The sequence below is a fragment of the Alloalcanivorax venustensis genome (assembly GCF_047495515.1).
Taxonomy (GTDB): domain Bacteria; phylum Pseudomonadota; class Gammaproteobacteria; order Pseudomonadales; family Alcanivoracaceae; genus Alloalcanivorax; species Alloalcanivorax venustensis.
This window is the reverse complement of sequence record NZ_CP179934.1, coordinates 1,504,189-1,520,078: the sequence shown is the minus strand read 5'-3', so window position 1 is coordinate 1,520,078 and position 15,890 is coordinate 1,504,189. Positions and strand designations below refer to the sequence as shown.

14 protein-coding genes are annotated in these 15,890 nt (G+C 67.2%); 3 read left to right on the top strand and 11 right to left on the bottom strand.

The annotated features are described in order from the left end of the window. Positions 1-18 precede the first annotated feature (18 nt). From ACMG4O_RS07305 to ACMG4O_RS07290, 4 genes are read right to left on the bottom strand one after another with little or no spacing between them, the layout of a single operon-like run. On the bottom strand, positions 19-2,304 hold the full coding sequence (locus tag ACMG4O_RS07305) for a helicase C-terminal domain-containing protein (RefSeq protein ID WP_414434769.1): 2,286 nt from the start codon (positions 2,302-2,304) through the stop codon (positions 19-21). Beyond that, positions 2,301-3,938, bottom strand: coding sequence for a VRR-NUC domain-containing protein (locus ACMG4O_RS07300; RefSeq protein ID WP_414434768.1), 1,638 nt, complete (start codon positions 3,936-3,938; stop codon positions 2,301-2,303). Before ACMG4O_RS07300 ends, ACMG4O_RS07305 begins: the two co-directional genes overlap by 4 nt. 49 nt (positions 3,939-3,987) lie before the next feature. Further along, positions 3,988-5,235, bottom strand: coding sequence for a CaiB/BaiF CoA transferase family protein (locus tag ACMG4O_RS07295; RefSeq protein WP_414434767.1), 1,248 nt, complete (start codon positions 5,233-5,235; stop codon positions 3,988-3,990). Next, positions 5,232-6,419: an acyl-CoA dehydrogenase gene (locus ACMG4O_RS07290; RefSeq protein WP_414434766.1), complete on the bottom strand. Its 1,188-nt coding sequence runs from the start codon at positions 6,417-6,419 to the stop codon at positions 5,232-5,234. Before ACMG4O_RS07290 ends, ACMG4O_RS07295 begins: the two co-directional genes overlap by 4 nt. A gap of 177 nt (positions 6,420-6,596) precedes the next feature. Between ACMG4O_RS07290 and ACMG4O_RS07285 the strand changes: the two genes are divergently transcribed. After that, positions 6,597-7,505, top strand: a complete 909-nt coding sequence (locus tag ACMG4O_RS07285) for a LysR family transcriptional regulator (RefSeq protein ID WP_142948559.1) — start codon at positions 6,597-6,599, stop codon at positions 7,503-7,505. Here the strand turns inward: ACMG4O_RS07285 and ACMG4O_RS07280 are convergent. The 4 genes from ACMG4O_RS07280 to ACMG4O_RS07265 all read right to left on the bottom strand — a co-directional run bounded on the left by ACMG4O_RS07280 (position 7,483) and on the right by ACMG4O_RS07265 (position 11,572). Continuing rightward, a complete protein-coding gene (locus ACMG4O_RS07280) occupies positions 7,483-8,739 on the bottom strand; it encodes a cytochrome-c peroxidase (protein ID WP_414434765.1) in 1,257 nt (418 codons plus the stop codon). The two genes, ACMG4O_RS07285 and ACMG4O_RS07280, sit on opposite strands and share 23 nt — an antisense overlap. 8 nt (positions 8,740-8,747) lie before the next feature. After that, positions 8,748-9,203, bottom strand: a complete 456-nt coding sequence (locus tag ACMG4O_RS07275) for a hypothetical protein (protein WP_414434764.1) — start codon at positions 9,201-9,203, stop codon at positions 8,748-8,750. A 106-nt stretch (positions 9,204-9,309) separates the two neighbouring features. Then, complete coding sequence (locus tag ACMG4O_RS07270) at positions 9,310-10,605, bottom strand: NTP/NDP exchange transporter (RefSeq protein WP_335629591.1); 1,296 nt, start codon at positions 10,603-10,605, stop codon at positions 9,310-9,312. A 4-nt stretch (positions 10,606-10,609) separates the two neighbouring features. Next, the gene (locus ACMG4O_RS07265; RefSeq protein ID WP_414434763.1) at positions 10,610-11,572 is read right to left on the bottom strand and encodes an aldo/keto reductase; all 963 of its coding nucleotides are present in this window, start codon (positions 11,570-11,572) and stop codon (positions 10,610-10,612) included. A gap of 41 nt (positions 11,573-11,613) precedes the next feature. On the opposite strand from ACMG4O_RS07265, the gene ACMG4O_RS07260 reads away from it, so the two are divergent. Together ACMG4O_RS07260 and ACMG4O_RS07255 are read left to right on the top strand one after the other, a co-directional pair. Further along, positions 11,614-11,982, top strand: coding sequence for a YciI family protein (locus tag ACMG4O_RS07260; protein WP_414434762.1), 369 nt, complete (start codon positions 11,614-11,616; stop codon positions 11,980-11,982). A 12-nt stretch (positions 11,983-11,994) separates the two neighbouring features. After that, complete coding sequence (locus tag ACMG4O_RS07255; protein ID WP_414434761.1) at positions 11,995-13,572, top strand: MFS transporter; 1,578 nt, start codon at positions 11,995-11,997, stop codon at positions 13,570-13,572. A gap of 10 nt (positions 13,573-13,582) precedes the next feature. Here ACMG4O_RS07255 and ACMG4O_RS07250 read toward each other — a convergent pair whose 3' ends face one another. The 3 genes from ACMG4O_RS07250 to ACMG4O_RS07240 all read right to left on the bottom strand — a co-directional run bounded on the left by ACMG4O_RS07250 (position 13,583) and on the right by ACMG4O_RS07240 (position 15,742). After that, on the bottom strand, positions 13,583-14,542 hold the full coding sequence (locus ACMG4O_RS07250; RefSeq protein WP_194855755.1) for a DegV family protein: 960 nt from the start codon (positions 14,540-14,542) through the stop codon (positions 13,583-13,585). Positions 14,543-14,652: 110 nt separating this feature from the next. Beyond that, positions 14,653-15,030 (bottom strand): thioredoxin family protein, encoded by a 378-nt coding sequence (locus tag ACMG4O_RS07245; protein WP_142948552.1) that lies wholly within the window; start codon positions 15,028-15,030, stop codon positions 14,653-14,655. Between the two features lie 97 nt (positions 15,031-15,127). Further along, positions 15,128-15,742 (bottom strand): DUF2238 domain-containing protein, encoded by a 615-nt coding sequence (locus ACMG4O_RS07240; protein WP_414434760.1) that lies wholly within the window; start codon positions 15,740-15,742, stop codon positions 15,128-15,130. Positions 15,743-15,890: the final 148 nt, after the last annotated feature.

The following is a 15,890-nucleotide window of genomic DNA, read 5'->3' as shown; positions in this document are numbered from 1 at the left end:
GAATGCTCTGGCAGCGGGTTACTGCACCGTCCACCACACCGGCAGCAACGCCTTCACTTCGCCGCGTGCGAAACGGTCGTCGATCAGGTGCACCACGCCCCGGTCGGTTTCGGTGCGGATCACGCGGCCGGCGGCCTGCACCACTTTCTGCAGGCCGGGGTAGAGGTAGGTGTAGTCGTAGCCGTCGCCGAACAGGGCCGCCATGCGTTGTTTGAACTGCTCGTTGACCGGGTTCATTTGCGGCAGGCCGAGGGTGGCGACGAAGGCGCCGATCAGGCGGGCGCCGGGCAGGTCGATGCCTTCGGCGAAGGCGCCGCCGAGCACGGCAAAGCCGATGCCCTGGCTGTGGGCCTGGAAGCGTTCCAGGAAGGCGTCGCGGGCGGCTTCGTCCATGCGCCGGTCCTGGGCCCAGACGGTGAGGTCCGGGTGGCGCTGGCGCAGGGTGGCGAGGGCCTGGTCCAGGTAGTCGTAGCTGCTGAAGAAGGCCAGGTAGTTGCCGGGCCGTTGCTGGTATTGATCGGCGATCAGGTCGGCGATGGGGATCAGCGAGGCCGGGCGGTCGCGAAAGCGGGTGGAGATACGGCGCGCCACGCGCACTTGCAACTGATCGGCCTGGAACGGCGACGCCACTTCGCTCCAGGCAGTGTTGTCCGGCAGGCCGAGCAGATCAGCGTAGTAACGCGGCGGGCGCAGGGTGGCGGAGAACAGCACCGTGCTGCGGGTGCTTTCAAAGCGCGGGCGCAGCAGCGCGGCGGGGACCACGTTGCGCAAACAGAGACGGCTGGCGCGCCGGCCTTTCAGGCTTTGATGCCAGGTAATATCGAACAGAAAGGCGTCGTCATCGAACAGTTCCGCCACCCTTAAAAAGTGCAGCGCATCGAAATAAAAACGGGTGAGATCACTGTCCAGGGCGAAGGGTTGCTCGGCCAGGTAATCGGTGATGGCGGCGGCGGTGCTTTGCAGCGTGTTCAGAAAAGCGATGGGCGGTTCCGGCTGCACCTGATAGTCGCTGTGCGGGTCGTCCGCTTCGCTGTCCCGGTTCAGGCTGTTCCATTGCCGGTGCAGTTTTTCGAAGGCTTTTTTGAGCGCCACCGGCGCTTGTTTTTTGACGGCGCGGAAAGCGCCCTGATCCAGCTCGGCGGAGTACATGCCCCGGCCCCGCTCCACCAGGTTGTGCGCTTCGTCGGCGAGCACGGCGACGCGCCATTGGTTGCTGGTGGTGAGGCCGTGCAGCAGCGCGCTGAGGTCGAAGTAGTAGTTGTAGTCGCCCACCACCAGGTCGCTCCAGCGCGCCATTTCCTGGCTCAGGTAGTAGGGGCAGACGCTGTGTTCGAGGGCCAGTTCGCGCAGGCGCCCCTGGGTCAGCCGGGTTTCTTTGGCGGCGGCGGCGCGGGCGGCGGGAAGCCGGTCATAGAACCCCTGCGCCAGCGGGCAGGATTCGCCGTGGCAGGCTTTGTCCGGGTGTTCGCAGCTTTTGTCGCGGGCCACCAGTTCCAGCGTGCGCAGGGGCGCCGGGTCCAGGGTTTCCAGCGCGTCCAGTGCCAGCTTGCGGCCGGGGGTTTTGGCGCTGAGAAAAAAGATTTTATCCAGTTTCTGGCCGGGCATGGCTTTGAGCAGCGGGAACAGGGTGCCGACGGTCTTGCCGATGCCGGTGGGCGCTTCGGTGAGCAGGCAGCGGCCGGTGCTGGCGCTTTTATACACCGCTTCCGCCAGTTCCCGTTGCCCGGGCCGGAAGCGTTCGTGGGGAAACGCCAGGCCGGTTAGGGCCTGATCGCGGGCCTCGCGGTGCGCCAGTTCCTGGTCGGCCCAGTGAATGAATATCTCGCACTGGGTTTCAAAGAAGGCGCGCAGGTCTTCCGCGCTGTGGGTTTCGCGCAGCGGGGTTTCCTTCTGTTTGACGATGTCGAAATAGACCAGCGCCAGTTCCAGTTCGTCCAGCCCCCGCTCGGCGCACAGCAGCCAGCCGTAGATTTTCGCCTGGGCCCAGTGCAGGGCGCGGTGGTTGGCGGGCATCAGGTCGAGATCACCGCGGAAGGTTTTCACCTCTTCCAATCGGTTGCGCTTGGGGTCGTAGCCGTCGACGCGGCCGCGCACTTTCAGGTGTTTGAACTCGCCACTCAACGCGACCTCGTTTTCGTAACCCTCGCCCCGGCGGCCGGCCACCACGGCGTGGCCTGCGATGCCTTCCTGGGCGGTGGGCGACGGCGTGAACCGCAGGTCCAGGTCGCCGGCCTTGGCGGTGAACTCGCACAGGGCGCGCACCGCCACAGTGTAGGTGTTGGGCGTCCCGATGGCGTCGGTCATCGCCACGTCACCTGGCAGACCGCCACCGGCAGGTCGCGGGCGATGAAAAAATCCAGCCAGCGGCGCTGGTTGTCCTGGAGCCGGTCGCCGGGGCCTTTCACTTCCACCATCCGGTAGCGACGCTGCGCCGGCCAGAACTGGATCAGGTCCGGCAGGCCGGCGCGGTTGGCGGCGATGTCCGCCAGCAACCGTTCAAAGCACAGGGCAAGGTGATCGGCGGGCAGGCAATCCAGCGCCTGTGCCAGCAGCGCTTCGGAGAGCCGGCCCCAGTGCACGAACGGCGACAGGCGACCGAACTTTTCCCGGTAGCGGGCCAGGATCCGCGCCCGGTGCTCGCCGTCCGCCAAGGCCTGGAAGCCGGCGTCGAATTCGGCCCGGCGGCGATGGCGAAACTCCGGGTGGTGCAAATCCGCCGGGCCGCTCTGGAACGGGTGGAAGAAGGCGCCGGGCACCGGCGCGAAGATCGCGTCCCAAAACAGCAGCCCGAACAGCCCCGGGATCAGGCTGTTCTCCACGTAATGGACCGGCGCCTCGGGCGTGGCCAGGGCGAGCGCCGCCGCCTGCTCCACACTGGCCGCCGGCGGCAGGGACAGGTGCAGCACCTGGGGCCGGGCCGGCGCCGCCGGGGTTGGCCGGGGCAGGCCCAGCTTGCGGTGCAGCCGGGGCAGTAGGCGCCGCAGTTGCTGGCGCTCCGCTTCGCTTTCCGGGGCCTGGTCCGCTTCCCGGGCCAAGGTCAGGGCGGCGTCATACTGTTCCCGGCGCTCCAGCACCCGCAGGTGCCGGCCCCGGGCGCCCGGGTGGCGGCAGTGGTGATACAGCGCGCCGGCCCGTTCCAGTTCGCCGGCCCGCTCCCACTCCCGCGCCAGCTTGAAACACAGCCGGTCCCAGCGCTCCCGGGCCCAAGGGCTATCCGGCGCCGGCGGCAGCGCCGCTTCCACCTCCTCCAGGGCGTCGCCCGCCTGGAACCGGTCCCGGCAGGCGTTCAGGTGCAGGTAGGCGTCCACGTCCCGCCGGCTCTGAAACGGCCGCACGCCCTGGCTGAAACTCACCGGCTCGTACTGGAAGGTGCCCAGATCGCTGAGCACGAACTCGGACCACTCCTGGTAAAGATTGCCGAAGAACATCAGCCGGAAGCGGTCGCACAGGGGCATCAGGGTGAGGCGGTACACCGGCGTGTCCGGCGGCGCCAGGTACAGCTCTTCGTGCGCGGAGAGCGCGTCCAGCCAGTCGGCCTTGCGCGCCGAGGCCGGCACCCCGGCGGCGGCCAGCGGCTCACGCAACAGAGGGCGCAGTTCCGCCTTGGTGAACAACCGGAACAGGGTCGGCAGGTCCAGCGCCGGGGCCGGGGCCAGCCAGCCGTGATCGATCAACGGCGCGGCGGCGCTGAGGGTGTCGCCGATCTCCGGGTAAACCAGTTTGTCGGCCCGGAAGTGTTCGCCCTTGCGCATCACCATGCGCACCAGCAGCGCCCGGGCCGGCCGGGGCAGTGCGCCAAACGCCGACACGAAGGCCAGCTCGTCGTCGTTCAGCAGATCGCCATGGCGGGACGCCACCCAGCTCAGCACTTCGTGGAAGTGGTGCAGGTAGTAAAACGGGTCGTCCAGGGTGACGTTGGCGATCGGGGCACTGTCCATTTGGCTAGCATACCAATGGACAGTGCCCGCTCCAATCAGTCCGTTCCGGTCAGATAACGCCGTCGCGCCGCAGCTGTTCGATGGCGGCCGCGTCCAGGCCCAGCACCTGGCTCAGCACGTCGCCGGTGTGCTCGCCGAGCAGCGGCGGTGCACTGGCGTAACGCACCGGCGAGCCGGACAGGCGCAGGGGGCTGCCCACCAGGGGCACGCTTTTCGTCAACGGGTGAGACAGATCGATGCGCAGCCCCCGGTGTTGCACCTGCGGGTCCTGAAATACCTGCTCGATGGTGTTCACCGGGCCGCCGGGCACGCCGGCTTCCTCAAGCAGGCGCAGCCACTCGGCGGTGGTCTTCATCACCGTGGTCTGGCGCAGGGCCGGAATCAGCGTATCACGGTTGGCCACCCGGGCGGCGTTGGTGGCGTAGCGCTCGTCGCTGGCCCACTCCGGGCGGCCGGCGACCTCGCAGAAGCGGGCGAACTGGCCGTCGTTGCCGATGGTGAGAATGATGTCGCCGTCGGCGGCGGGGAACGTCTGGTAGGGCACGATATTGGGGTGGGCGTTGCCCATGCGCCCGGGGGCGGTGCCGCTGGTGAGGAAGTTCATCGCCTGGTTGGCCAGGGTGGCCACCTGCACGTCCAGCAGGGCCATGTCGATGTGCTGGCCCTGGCCGGTTTGGTGGCGATGGTTCACCGCCGCCAGCGCCGCGATGGCCGCGTACAGGCCGGTGGTGATGTCGGTGAGGGCGACGCCGGCTTTCACCGGACCGCCGCCGGGTTCGCCGTCCGGCTGGCCGGTGATGCTCATCAGGCCGCCCAGGCCCTGGATCAGAAAGTCATAGCCCGGCCGCTCCGCGTAGGGCCCGTCCTGGCCGAAGCCGGTGATCGAACAGTAGATCAGGCGCGGATTGATCGCCGCCAGGGACGCATAATCCAGGCCGTAGCGCTTGAGGCCGCCGACCTTGAAGTTCTCCAACAGCACGTCGCTTTCCGCCACCAGCTCTTTCACCAGCCGCTGGCCTTCCGGGCGGGTGATGTCGATGGTGACCGACTGCTTGTTGCGGTTGGCGCTCAGGTAGTAGGCGGATTCGGAGGTGGGCGCGCCCTGGCCGTCGTTGAGATAGGGCGGGCCCCAGGCGCGGGTGTCGTCGCCCCGGCCGGGGCGCTCGACTTTAATCACTTCGGCGCCCAGATCGCCGAGGATCTGACCGGCCCAGGGGCCGGCCAGCACCCGCGACAAATCCAGGACGCGGAGGCCGTCCAGGGCGCCCTTGGCGGCGCCCGTTTGCGTCCCGGTCATTCGCCGGTGAAGGCCTGCAGGCCGGTCTGGGCGCGGCCCAGAATCAGCGCGTGCACGTCGTGGGTGCCTTCGTAGGTGTTGACCACTTCCAGGTTCACCAGGTGACGGATCACGCCGAACTCGTCGGAGATACCGTTGCCGCCGAGCATGTCGCGGGCCATCCGCGCGATGTCCAGGGCCTTGCCGCAGGAGTTGCGCTTCATGATGGAGGTGATTTCCACCGCCGCGGTGCCTTCGTCCTTCATGCGGCCCAGGCGCAGGCAGCCTTGCAGGCCCAGGGTGATCTCGGTCTGCATGTCAGCCAGTTTTTTCTGGATCAGCTGGTTGGCGGCCAGCGGGCGGCCGAACTGCTTGCGGTCCAGGGTGTACTGGCGCGCCTTGTGCCAGCAGTCCTCGGCGGCGCCCAGCGCGCCCCAGGAGATGCCGTAGCGGGCGGAGTTCAGGCAGGTGAACGGACCTTTCAGGCCGGTCACTTCGGGGAACATGTTCTCTTCCGGCACGAACACATTGTCCATGACGATTTCACCGGTGATGGAGGCGCGCAGGCCCATCTTGCCGTGGATCGCCGGGGCGGACAGGCCTTCCCAGCCTTTTTCCAGAATAAAGCCGCGGATCTTGCCGTCTTCGGTCTTGCCCCACACCACGAACACGTCGGCGATCGGGCTGTTGGTGATCCACATCTTGTTGCCGGTGAGGCTGTAGCCGCCGTCCACTTTCTTGGCGCGGGTGGCCATGCTGCCCGGGTCGGAGCCGTGGTCCGGCTCGGTCAGGCCGAAGCAGCCGATCCACTCGCCGCTGGCCAGCTTGGGCAGGTACTTCTGCTTCTGCTCTTCGCTGCCGAATTCGTTGATCGGCACCATCACCAGGGAGGACTGCACGCTCATCATCGAGCGGTAGCCGGAATCCACCCGCTCCACTTCGCGGGCGATCAGGCCGTAGCACACATAGTTCATGCCGGCGCCGCCGTAGGCTTCCGGGATGGTGGCGCCGAGCAGGCCCAGCTCGCCCATTTCGCGGAAGATTTCCGGGTCGGTCTTCTCATGGCGGAAGGCTTCCAGGACACGCGGCGCCAGCTTGTTCTGGGCGTATTGCTCGGCGGTCTGGCGCACCATGCGCTCGTCTTCGGTGAGTTGCTGGTCCAGCAGCAGCGGGCTGGCCCAATCAAAAGATGCGTTCTGTGCCATGGAATTCGTCCTCTTCATTCCGAACCAAAGTCGGCCTGTCACGCCCCGGGGCGCCGCAAACCGGTGTCATTATTGGATTTGGGCGTCATCCTAGGGAGAACGGCGCACCGCTTTCAAACGATAAAATTGCACCAACCTGTGCTATTTTGTCACTTGTTGATATCAAGCGAGTGAATCATGCGCCGAAAAATCCCCGCCACCACCGCCCTGGTCGGCTTCGAGGCCGCCGCCCGCCACCAGAGTTTCACCAAGGCGGCGGAAGAGCTGGCCCTGACCCAGAGCGCCATCTGCCGGCAGATCGCCAACCTGGAGGACTTCCTGGGCGTGAAGCTGTTCCGGCGCACCCGGCGCGGCGTGCAGCTCACCGAGGCCGGCCGTACCTACAGCCGCCGGGTCACCGCGCGCCTGGACGATCTGGAGCGCGACACCCTGGCGGTGATGGGCCAGCACGGCCCCGGGCAGACCCTGGAACTGGCGGTGGTGCCCACCTTCGCCACCCGCTGGCTGCTGCCCCGGCTGCGCGGCTTCCACGACGCCCACCCGGGCATCACCGTGAACCTGACCAACCGCACCCGACCGTTCCTGTTCGCGGACACCGAATTCGACGCCGCCATCTACTTCGGCGACGGCGAGTGGCCCGGCACCCGCACCACCGCGCTGATGCACGAAGAGCCGGTGCCGGTGTGCAGCCCGCGCCTGCTCAACGCCAACGGCGTGCGCACTCCGCAGCAGCTCGCCGAACAGACCCTGCTTCAACAGACTACGCGCCCCTACGCCTGGCGGGAATGGTTTGATTCGCTGGGCCTGCGGGTGGACCAGGACATGGCCGGCCCGCGCTACGAGCTGTTCTCCATGCTCGCCGAGGCGGCCATGCAGGACATGGGCGTGGCGCTGATTCCGCCCTTCCTGATCCGCCAGGAGCTGGAGGCCGGGCGGCTGGTTGTGCCGTTTCAGCACAGCTACCGCACCGCCAAGGCCTACCACCTGGTATTGCCGGAGCGCAAAGCGGAAGACCCCAGCCTGAGCGCGTTCAGCGACTGGCTGGTGGCGGAGGTTACCGCGTTTAAGGAGACGGCGGCGCTGTAACGGCCTCGGGCAGCGGCGCGCTGTTCAGGGTTTTCAGGAAGGCGACCAGATCCGCCACCTGGCGGTCGGTGAGATCGGGGATCAGGTCCAGGGTGTCTTCGCGCTTGCCCAGGGTGTCGCCGTCCGGTGGCTCCAGGTAAAACCGCACCGCCTGTTCCAGCGTGGCGAAGCGCCCGTCGTGGAAATACGGCGCGGTGCGCGCCACGTTGCGCAGGCTGGGAGTCTTGAAGGCGCCGCGCTGGCTTGCCGGCGGTGGCAGGAAACGCAGACGGTCGGCGTCGCCGTCATCGCCCGCGTAGGGCCCGGCGGCGTTGAACGGGCTCGCGGCGAGGCGCCGCAGCCCCTGCTCCCGGCCGGTGTCCCGGTGGTCCGTGACCGGCACGCCCAGGTTGTGGAACGCCTGGTTGCTGAAATCCGGGCCGCTGTGGCAGAGCGTGCATTGCGCCTCGCCGACGAACAGCTTGAGCCCGCGCCGGGCGGCGGCGGGGAAGGCGTCGTCCGGCGGCGGGTCCGGGTTGTCGGCGAGCGCGGCGGCGAAGCGGTCGAACGGCGAATCATAGCGCACCAGCCGCCGCTGCCAGGCGGCCAGCGCCACGCCCAGATTGGCCATCACCCGGTTGACCGCCTCCTGGTCCGCCGCCGCCATGCGCCGCCAGGCCCGGCCTTCGGGCGAGTCGGATGCGGCCTGGGGCGAGCCGTGGGCCGGGAAACGCGTGCCCTCGGACATCGGCGGCAGGGGGCCGAAGCGGCGCCGGTAGGCGGCGCGCAAATCCTTATTTCGATACAGCGTATGCGCCAGGTTCAGACGGTCGTTATCCAGCTCCCGAGGGTTCTCAATCACCAGAAGCATTTGCGACCAGAGGCTGTCGGCGGCGCCGTCCCATTGAAACCAGGGGTTGTCCGCCACGTTGATCAGAGTCGGAGTATTGCGGTGGCCGCGCCCGGCCGCCTCCGGCAGGGCCAGGCCGTCCGTGAAGGCGCGTTCCGGCTGGTGGCAGGAGGCACAGGAAAAACGGCCGTCCCCGGACAGCCGGCGGTCGAAGAACAGGCGCTGGCCGAACTCCGCCAGCGCCGGGTCCGGAACTTCCGGCGGGGTGTGGCCCGGCGGCACCGCCAGCGCCCGCACCGCGGCCCGCTCGGCGTCCGTGAACGCGGTGTCACCGGCGCCAGCGGCGGCCAGCCAGGGCACCGTCACGGCCAGGGCCAGCGCCGCGATCAGGGCGGCGCCTCTCAAGGGCCGGCTCATCCCCCGCAGCAGGGCAGCGTCAGCCAGGCCCGGTCTTCGCCGTCGTCACCGTCGATGGCGACCTGCAGGGTCCAGGCACCGCCCATATGGAAGTACAGCCCCTCCACCAGGATCAGGCCGTCGCGGGCGCTCACTTGCGGTTCGGACTGCATGCCGTGGGCGAAGCCGTCTTCACGGCCGTGGCGCATGCCCGCCTCGACGGAGACGGCGGAGGCGTCCAGGGGCGCGTCGGGGTTATCCATGCTCACCACCCGTAACCCCAGGCTGAAGTGCTCGCCCTCGGGCAGCGGCTCGGGCACCTGGCGCACTTCCACCCGGTAACGTCCCTGCTCGCTCAACACCTGGGCGGGCACGGCGCCGGCGGCGTCATCGCCTCCGGCGGCCAGTACGGACGGCGACCAGAGGATCGCGAAGAGCAAGGCCAAAAGGGGCAGGCGGCGCGCTGTTATCATTATCGGGCTCCCGGTGATCCAAACCCGTCATCGTCGTCACGGCGGCGTGAGCCTTCCGTGAAACGCCGTGTTTACCCTGGCGGTTTTCGGCGGCCCGGCCGGCGCTTCAAGAGCGCCGCGCCGGGGCCTCCGGATCCGCTTCCCGGCGCCGCTGGGCCCGCCCCAGCAGAAAGCCGGTGCCGGCCCAGGTCAGGGCAATGCCGGCGCCGATGAACATGGCCAGCCCCGGCAGCTCACCGAGCAGATCCAGCGCCCGTTTGACCCAGCCGCTGACCGCGTCGCCGCCGCGATAGACCACAGTGTCGATGAAGTTCTTGGCTTTGAACTTCTGCTGCGGCGGCACCACGGTGTAGAGCATCTCCCGGCCGGGCCGCACCAGCGCGTATTCCCCGGCCCGGCGCGCCACCATGATCACCACGAACACCGCGAAAGTGGGCGCCAGCGCCAGCCACAGGAAGCCGGCGGCGATCACCACCGGCACCGCCACCAGCAGCACGCCGATGCCCAGGCGCTGGGCAATGCGCCCGGTGAGGAAAATCTGGGTGAGAATGGCGAGCCCCTGGACCACGGTATCGATCAGGCCGAACACCTGGGTCTGCCGGGTGGGGTCCGGGAAGTGCTCCGCCACCAGCCGCGCCTGCTCGAAGTAGAGAAAGGTGCTGACGCTGGCCAGCAGCACCACGAACACGGCGATGCCGATCAGAAACGGGGTGCGGGCCACCTCGGCGGCGCCCTCGAAGGGGTTGCCGCCGAGCGGCACATGGCGGCTTTCCTCCTGCGACCGCGTCCCGGCCGGCAAGGGATTGCGGTCGCGCCAACGGTACAGCCATACCCCGGCGCCGGCGCTCGCCGCCAGCAACAGGGCCGCCAGCATCAGCAGGCCCACATGGCCCACCGGCGCCACCAGCAGCGCCCCCAGGCCGGGCCCGGTGAGCCCGCCCAGGCTGGCGCCGCCGGCGATCATGCCGAACAGGCGCTTGGCCTGGGTGGTGGAGAACACGTCGGCGAGCACGCTCCAGGCCAGGGAAATCGCCACCAGGTTGAACACCGACAACCAGATATAAAAACTGCGCGCCGCCCAGGGGTTTTCCGGCCAGCGCAGGAAAACCGCGGCGAACAGCAGCAGGTTGGCGACGAAAAAACCGTAGGCCCAGGGCATGATGCGCCGCCGCGCCACTCTCGAGGCCAGCCAGCCAAACAGCGGCAGCACCGCCAGCGTCGCCACGAAGGTGCCGGTGAACAGCCACTGCAGGTTGTCCACGCCGCCGGCCACGCCCATGGTCTCGCGCACCGGGCGCAGCATGAAATAACCGGTGAACAGCAGGAAGAACATCAACAGACCGGCAAGCACCGAAGGCGCTTCCCGGCTGTGCAGATTGAACAAGCGGGCGAAGGTGCTCACGCCGCTACAGGTCCATCGCGATCAGTTCCCGGGTTTGTGCCTCGCTGAGCAGCGGCCCGTAGCCGGCCTGCAGGTTGTCCTTTTGATGCTTGGGTTTGCTGGTGGCGGGGATCACCGAGGTCACCGCCGGGTGGCTGATGGCGAACTTGAGGAACATCTGCGCCCAGGATTCCACCCCTACTTCCGGCGCCCAGCCGGGCAGCGGCTTGTCCTTCACCCGGCCAAACAGCTTGCCGTCGTCAAAGGCGCGGTTGATCAGCACCGCCACACCCTTGTCACGGGCCAGCGGCAGGACGGTTTCCGCCGCCGCCGGCGCGTTGATGGAGTAGTGGATCTGGATAAAATCGAGCGGTTCGCTGCGAAGGATCCGCTCCATTTCGTCCAGGCCACGATCCAGGTAGTGGGTGACACCCACATACTTGGTTTTGCCCTGCTCTTTCAGCTCGCGGGCGTAAGGCAGCTGGGTTTTCCAGTCGCGCAGGTTGTGCACCTGCAGCAGTTCCACCTTGTCGGTGCGCAATGCCTTGAGGGATTCGGCCCACTGCCGCTCGGCCTCGGCGCGGCTGTCGGCGGCGATCTTGGTGGCCAGGAAGCATTGGTCCCGCCAGCCGCCCTCTTCCAGCAGCGCGCCCAGCACCTTGTCCGCGCCGCCGTAGTTGGGCGAGGTATCGAACACGGTGGCGCCGCTGTTGAAGAAGATCGCCATGACCTCCTTGAGGCGCTGGTACTTCTCCGAGCCGATCTCGGCCACGAAGCTGCCGGAGGTGCCGGCGCCGACCACCGGAATTTGTTCGCCGCTGGCCGGGATGGCGCGGGTGCGCAGGCTTTCGCCAGCGGGCAGCGCGCCCTTGTCGTCCGCCGCCAGTGCCGCGCGGTGCACGCCCAGGGCCAGGCCGGCGCCGGCCCAGAGGCTGGTATTGAGGAAATCACGACGTGAAACCCGGATTGTCGAAACGGCGGCCGCCACGACGACTGTGAGACGACACACTTCCGTTAACAGGAGCGAACATGAAATATCTTTGTCTGGCTTATGAAGCGGAACGGGACCTCAAGTCCCTGAGCCGCGAGGAGTGGCTGGCACTGCGCCAGGAAACCCTGGATTATGTGGCGGCGCTGCGCGAGCGCGGCGAGCTGCTCGACACCCAGGCCCTGCAAAGCCCCACCCGCGCCAGGGTCGCCCGCGTGCGCGACGGCAAAGGTTCGGTGACCGACGGTCCGTTCGCGGAAACCAAGGAGCAGATCGGCGGTTACTTCCTGATCGAAGCCCGCGACGACGAGCACGCGCTGGAGATCGCCGCCCACTGGCCGTCGGCCCGCATCGGCGCTATCGAAGTGCGGCCCATCGAGGCCGAGTTGCGCGAAGAAGGACGTTACTGAAAGGACCCCACCATGCCCCCCGCTGTACCCGATGAAATCACCGCGACCCCGGCGACCCGCCGCGAATGGCTGGGCCTGGCGGTATTGATGCTGCCCACGGTGCTGCTGGCGCTGGATATGACGGTGCTGCACCTGGCCGCGCCGCATCTCAGCGCCGACCTGCGGCCCACCAGCGATCAGTTGCTGTGGATTCTGGATATCTACGGCTTCATGATCGCCGGCTTCCTGGTGACCATGGGCACGCTGGGCGACCGCATCGGCCGCCGCAAGCTGCTGCTGGCCGGCGCCAGCGCCTTCGGGCTGGCGTCGGTGATGGCCGCGTTCTCCGAGAGCGCGGAAACCCTGATCGCGGCGCGTGCTCTGCTGGGCGTGGCCGGCGCCACGCTGATGCCGTCCACCCTGTCGCTACTGCGCAATATGTTCCAGGTGGAGCGCGAGCGCACCCTGGCGATCACCGTGTGGATGACCGGTTTTATCGTCGGCAGCGCCATCGGCCCGCTGGTGGGCGGCGCTTTGCTGGAATTCTTCTGGTGGGGCTCGGTGTTCCTGCTGGGGGTGCCGGTGATGCTGCTGTTGTTGCTATGCGGTCCCTGGTTGTTGCCGGAGTTCCGCGACGAGAACGCCGGCCGCCAGGATCTGCCCAGCGCCCTGCTGTCGGTGGCGATGGTGCTGGCGGTGATCTACGGGCTCAAGGATCTGGCCCGCAACGGCGTGCACGCGGCGCCGTTCCTGTCGATGCTGCTGGGCCTGGCCCTGGCAGTGGTGTTCACCCGGCGCCAGCGCCGTCTCAGCGAGCCGATGTTCGACCTGAGCCTGTTCCGCAGCCGCCATTTCAGCACCTCGGTGGCGGCCATGATGCTGACCATCCTGGCGCTCTCCGGCGCCTGGCTGATGGTGTTTCAGTACCTGCAGGGGGTGCTGGGGTTGTCGCCGCTGCAGGCGGGGCTGGCCATGCTGCCGCCGGCGGTGGTGCAGACGGCGGCGTCGTTACTGATTCCGGCGGCCACCCGTTATATACCGCATTCGCGGCTGGTGAGCGGCGGCCTGGTACTGGCCGCCGTGGGCCTGGCGGCGCTGATGCGGGTCAACGATATCGACGACCTGATGCTGCTGGTGGTGGGCATGACGATCATGGGCATGGGCGTGATGCCGATGATGATCCTCGGCACCGACATGGTGGTGAGCGCGGCGCCGGCCACCAAGGCGGGGGCCGCCTCGGCCACTTCGGAAACCGCCACCGAGCTGGGCATGGCCCTGGGCATCGCGGTGATCGGCAGTGTCGGCGCGGCGGTCTACCGGCGGCATATGCTGGACGCCATGCCGGCGGGGCTCAACGACGCCCAGACCCTGGCCGCCGGCGATACGTTGGGGGGCGCCATCGGCGCCGCCGCGCAACTGCCACCGGCGCTGGCCGCCCAGGTGCTGGAAGCGGCCCGCGCCGGCTTCAGCGCCGCCCTGCACACCAATTCCGCCATCGGCGCGGTGATCATCGCCGGCACCGCCCTGATGACGGCGCAGCTACTACGGGGCCGGCCGGCCAACGGCGCCGCCCCGGCCAGCGCGCCGGAAACCGTGGAGGAGCAGCCCTAGGGCCGCCCCTTTACTCGAACTCATCGTCCTGGCTGGCGAACGCCACGAACAGGCAGCCGGCGCCCACGTTGATGGCGCCGGTGGGGCTCATGGTGGAGACCAGCAGCTGCACATCGTGCTCGCGGGCGGCGGCCTCCAGCTCGGCATAACCGGGCATGGTCGGCACGCGGGCGGCGTCGCCGGCGTAGCTGAGACAAACGTGGCCGGACATCAACTTTCCGGCGCGGATCTGCTTGGCGACGTGCTCCAGCATGCGGCGCACGGACTTCTCGTAGCTGCGGTTCACCGTGGCCGGGTTTTCCTCACCGCCGTGGATGCGGATCACCGGGTGCATGGACAGCGCCGATCCCACGGTGAGCGCCACGCCGCGCATGGAATCGGAAAAGCTTTTGCGCTCGCCCTTCTTGAAACCCCGGTCGCGCACATAGGCCAGTTTCTCCGGCACCATATAACCGCAAATGTGCGGCAGCATCTCATCGATACGCAGGCGGATCGCATTACGGTTGGCGCCCTGCTCGATCATTTTAGCCACCTCGCACACCAATACCGCGGTGCCGGAAAACAGGGTTTTACTGTCGATCACCCGCATCGAGAAAGGGCCGGGCACGCCGGCGTCGGCGCGCACTTTCTGGTACTGCTTGAGAATCGAGAACGAGGCCTTGGTGGCGTTATCAAAAATCAGGCTGCGCTTACCGGATACGGTAATGCAGAACACCAGGTCATAATCGATGACCAGCTGCTCCAGAAACACCGCCTGAATCTGATCCACGGAATAAGGAATGGATTCCGCGTGGATGCCTTCCGAATCCAGCTGCTCCTGGTAGAACCGCCGCGTGGCCTGCGCGTCGCGCTTGTCGACCAACAGTTCGTCGCCCAGGCGAATGGAGATGGGAAGAATCTGTATATTATTTTTTTCGAAATAGGATTCCGGTAAATCGCAGGTGGAATCCACGACAATACCAATGCGCATTGTTTACCCCATTAATTATGTTTATTTTTATTTCGGGCAAACTTAGCATGACAAAGGGCGCGCAACCACATTGTTAATGTAATTGCGCGCCACAAATTAAAACCGGTTCTTCACGGATCCTTGCTGCCGCCCGTGCCCGCCTGGTCAGCGTCCCGGTAGGCCTTGGTGTCGATTTTCTCCAGGGCTTCGCGCACCGCCTGCTCGCTCTGCGGGCGCACCAGACGCGCCACTTCCTCGCCCTCCTGCAGGAAGATCAGTGTCGGCCATTGTTTTACCTTGAACGCGCGCCCGAGCAACCGGCCCTTGGCGTCCTCCAGTTTCAGGTGCACCACCCCGGTAAAATCGGCGAACGCCGCCTTGATCAGCGGCGCGGCGGCCTGGCAGTGGCCGCAACCGGGCTGGCCGAATTCCACCACGGTGGGCTCGCGGATGGCTTCCACCTCGTCCCGGGTGGGGTGATCGGTAGCGTACTCCGCGCTATAGGTCATGGTGCTCTCCTTGCCATTGGGCGTGTATGAACGAGTTCCAGTGTAGACACCCGGCCGGCGGCGCGGATACGGCGCGAATGCAAAATCCGGTTAGAGCTCACCGGATACGCCGTGCCAGTGCCGCGATCACCAGCGAGGCCAGCGCGCCGACCGTGGCCAGTGCCATGTCCTTCTGGGCGTCCCAGGGGTCGCCCTGGGTGCCGAGAAAGGCGGTGCTGCCGTCCCCCAGCGCCACGGCGGCGCCCCACTCAATCAGCTCATAGAGCAGCGACGACGCCAGTATCAGGCTGAAAGCGAACAACGCCGCGCCAGGCCGCCGCAGCCCGCCCCATTCCCGGCACAGCTCACTCAGCGGCAACACCAACAGCACGCCGTAAAGCAGATGTAGAAAGCGGTCGTACTGGTTACGCCGCCATCCCATCACCGCGTCCGGACTGAAACCGAAGAGCGTATGCAGGGTCTGGTCGTAGGGCACATGGGAATAGGTGTAGTGGGCGCCGATCTCATGCAGCGCCAGAAACGAGAACATCATCAGGTAGGCGCTGCGCGAGAACCGGAACCAGCGGCGCGTCGCCCACAGGCCGATGACGAACAGCACCGCCACGGCGTTTTCCATCGCCCAGGTCGCCGGCTCGCGGGGCGCCACCGCCAGCACCGCAAACAACACCACGAACAGCGCCATCAGCACACCGAAACAACGCCGGTTGGACATCCCTTTTCCTCTTTCGCCACGACACAACGCCGAAGCCGTCTATAACGTCACAGGAGGCCTCACCATTGCAAGCGCGCCGAGCCGGCAAGGGCGCATTGACAGACTGTCGGCGCCACGCGCATTTTGGTCCGATCAGAACAACAAGATG